Below are 3,183 nucleotides of genomic sequence, written 5' to 3'. Positions count from 1 at the left end.
AAGGCGATCTCGTCGATCAGCGACACGATGTCCACGATCTTCTGTGAGCTCTCTTCGATCCGGGTCACAGCCGTTACCGCTTCACTGACGATGCTGCCGCCCTTCTCGGCGGTGTCGCGCGCGGCGACGGCGAGCTGGTTCGCGGCCTGCGCATTGTCGGCATTCTGCTTCACCGTGGTGGTGATCTCGTGCATCGAGGCGGCAGTTTCCTCAATGGAGGCCGCCTGCGATTCCGTGCGCTGTGCCAGATCCTGACTGCCCGACGATATCTCAGCCGAGGCGGTCCGCACCGTTTCGGCAGTTTCGGTCAGACGTCCGGCAAAGTCACTCAGTCGCTCCGCCATACTGTTGGCGCCGCCTTTCAGCTCGCCGAATACGCCGCGATAGTCGCCACGCACCGCCTTGGTCAGGTCGCCGCCGGCCAAGGCCCTCATTACTTCAGCCAGTTCGTTGGCCATGGTCTGCAGCGTCGCCGCCAGACGGTTCAATTGCTGGCTGACATCCAGAAAGAAACCTTCCTTACCCTTTTCATCAATACGTCCCGTGAGGTCACCCTGCGCCACCTTATTGACCAGCGCGGCAATCTCTTCACCAGCCGCTTTCTCACGCGCCTCGCGTGCAATCCGGCGATGCTCCGACTCTTCCCGCTGGCGAGTACTCTCTGTCTCCAGCCGGTTCTTCTCGACGGCATTCGTCTTGAAGATTTCCACCGTCCGGGCCATGGCGCCAATCTCGTCCTGGCGCGTTGCGCCGGGCACCTCAACGTCGAGATTGCCGCCGGCCAGCCCGGCCATGGCCTGCGTCAGTTGTACAACCGGCCGGGCGATGATCCGCGACATCATCAGGACGACGGCGACGCCGACACCCAGCGCGATCGCCAGAACCATGAAATAACTGGTTCGCGCCGTCTTTGCCGCATCCTCCGCAAGGTCGTAGGACGCGCTATTGGCCGCACCGGCCGCTTTGGCAATCGCATTCAGCTGCACCAGCAGCTTGTCATACTGGGCCTCGGTTTCGACCATGAAGGCGATAGCCGTGCCAACATCGATCGTCACCATGTCAGCCGTCTGGCGCGCCGACTTCACATAATCGGCGATCGTTGCCAGCATCTCCTTGCTCTGCGCGGGGTCGACGGAACCGTCGGCGCTGAAATTCTTCTCGAAACTCTCGGCTTGCTTCTGCAAGAGGCCCGTAAGTTGCAGGACCTGCTTGCCGACTTCCTCAATCTTCTTGGCATCGACACCTGCGCTCTGCAGGCTCATCATCCGGTAAGTGCTGGCCTGAACTGCCGTGGCGTCGTACAGCATGGCGTTGACGTTGCGGTCGCGCGCGAATGCCTGGTGGAAAAGGGCATCGATGGCTCCCGACAGCCGGCCCAGTCCCGCATTGAAAACAAAAGCCATCACCGCAATGGCAACCGCCAGAATGACTGGCGCCACCAGGATCTTGATGGATATAGGCAAATTCCGCAGGGACATACGGTTCAGAATTGCAGTGGCCACAACTTCCTCCTCAACCCGCTGACTGGCAGCGGCAGGCACCCGGCCACCCTTGCGGGCGGCCGGATGCAATCACTACGATTTACTTAGATTTACTTATAGATGCCGACACCGACATAGATATCGCCGGCTTTTTCGACGTAGGTCGACTTCTGCTCGATCTTCTTGGAAACCGGATTGGTCCACTTGTAGTCGACCCAGCCCGAACCCTTCTCATTGGCCAGCTTGGTCATCTCCGCCAGGAACAGCTTGCCGTCGACGTCCTTCAGGGCGCTGAGGTCCTTGCCGATCAGGCCCGTGTTGGCGCCGTGCGCGACCAGCGTGCCGTCGCTGGCCTTCGACACGAACACATAGAGGTCCTTGTTGTGGAAATCCTTGTCGTTCTTGTCGTTGATGGCGGCATACGCCTTATCGCGGTCAGCCTTGATGGCCGTGATCGCTTTCTTGGCCATCGTCGTGGCCTCGTCGGCGGTACCCTTGTCCTGCGCGTAGACGGCGCCGGAAAACAACAGGCCGGCAACCAGCGCCAGCTTCACAAACATGCCCTTCATAATACCTCTCCTATGGGTGATGACTGAGCATCCAGCACCGATGGCAGACGGCACATGCAGCCGGATGCACAGCCGGCGAACATCAACAGTCACCGATCTCGTTATCGAAAACTGCATGAACGTAGTTTCCTTGGCGAAACCGTCATCGGGCAGGTTATTTTTTGATTAGGGCGCAGATGAATTATCCGCCATGGATGCAAAAAGCCCCCGCCACTCCCTTACGCCAGCTTTCAGCGACAATGTCTGGTTGTCGTCAGCGCGAAATCCGCACGCGAGCCAATGTCGCTATGAAATGCGCCTCCGAGGTGCCTGCAGCGTCCGCACTAGACTTTCGGCGCCATTCATCGGCCTGGCTCCGCCCCATTCGTCACAGCGGATGATCAAACCGAACCATCCGCATGGAGAGCTAGTCGTTGGCGCGCGAATCCCGCGCCGACCAAAGATCAGGTTTTGAAGAAACTGACGAGTTCGGCCAGACGCTGCGCTTCGCCAGCCAGCGATTGAGCGGATGCCGTGGTCTCTTCGACCAAAGCGCCATTGCGCTGGGTCATCTCGTCCATGCTGCCCACGGCGGTGTTGATCTGATCGAGGCCGGTGGCCTGCTCACGGCTGGCGGCGGCGATCTCGGCCACGATGTCGCTCACCTTCTTGATCGCCGTGACGATCTCGGTCAGCGACGATCCGGTCTGGTTCACGAGAGTCGCGCCGGTCTTCACCTGGGCATTCGACTCCTGGATCAGCGCCTTGATGTCTTTCGAGGCGTTGGCCGAGCGCTGCGCCAGCGCGCGCACTTCCTGCGCCACCACGGCAAAACCCTTGCCGGCCTCGCCGGCGCGGGCCGCCTCGACGGATGCATTCAGCGCCAGCAGGTTGGTCTGGAAGGCGATCTCGTCGATCAGGCCGACGATGTCGGAAATCTTGCGCGCGCTTTCCTCGATCTGCGTCACGGCCGACACCGCATCAGACACCACGGAACCACCCTTCTCTGCCGTGTCGCGCGCGGCGACGGCCAGCTGGTTGGCGGCCTGGGCGTTGTCGGCATTCTGCTTCACCGTCGTGGTGATCTCGTGCATCGACGCGGCGGTTTCCTCGATGGATGCCGCCTGCGATTCCGTGCGCTGCGCCAGATCCTG

The 3,183-nt window shown here is 60.8% G+C and carries 3 protein-coding genes; all 3 read right to left on the bottom strand.

Features of this window, described 5'->3' with window-relative positions; all coding sequences use genetic code 11:
- A partial coding sequence (locus Q1J79_RS11610) for a HAMP domain-containing protein (RefSeq protein ID WP_300300421.1) occupies window positions 1-1,502 on the bottom strand: 1,502 nt, incomplete at its 3' end.
- An 89-nt stretch (window positions 1,503-1,591) separates the two neighbouring features.
- Window positions 1,592-2,050, bottom strand: coding sequence for a cache domain-containing protein (locus Q1J79_RS11605; protein ID WP_300300418.1), 459 nt, complete (start codon window positions 2,048-2,050; stop codon window positions 1,592-1,594).
- Between the two features lie 443 nt (window positions 2,051-2,493).
- Window positions 2,494-3,183 (bottom strand): methyl-accepting chemotaxis protein (locus tag Q1J79_RS11600; RefSeq protein WP_300300415.1); only part of this gene is annotated, 690 nt, incomplete at its 5' end.

This window comes from Ferrovibrio sp., assembly GCF_029255545.1.
Classification (GTDB): domain Bacteria; phylum Pseudomonadota; class Alphaproteobacteria; order Ferrovibrionales; family Ferrovibrionaceae; genus Ferrovibrio.
This window is presented reverse-complemented; position numbering and strand designations above follow the sequence as displayed.

Excerpts from the sequence above, each read along its gene's own strand:
- Q1J79_RS11605 (WP_300300418.1), bottom strand. The coding sequence starts at position 2,050 with ATGAAGGGCATGTTTGTGAAGCTGGCGCTGGTTGCCGGCCTGTTGTTT.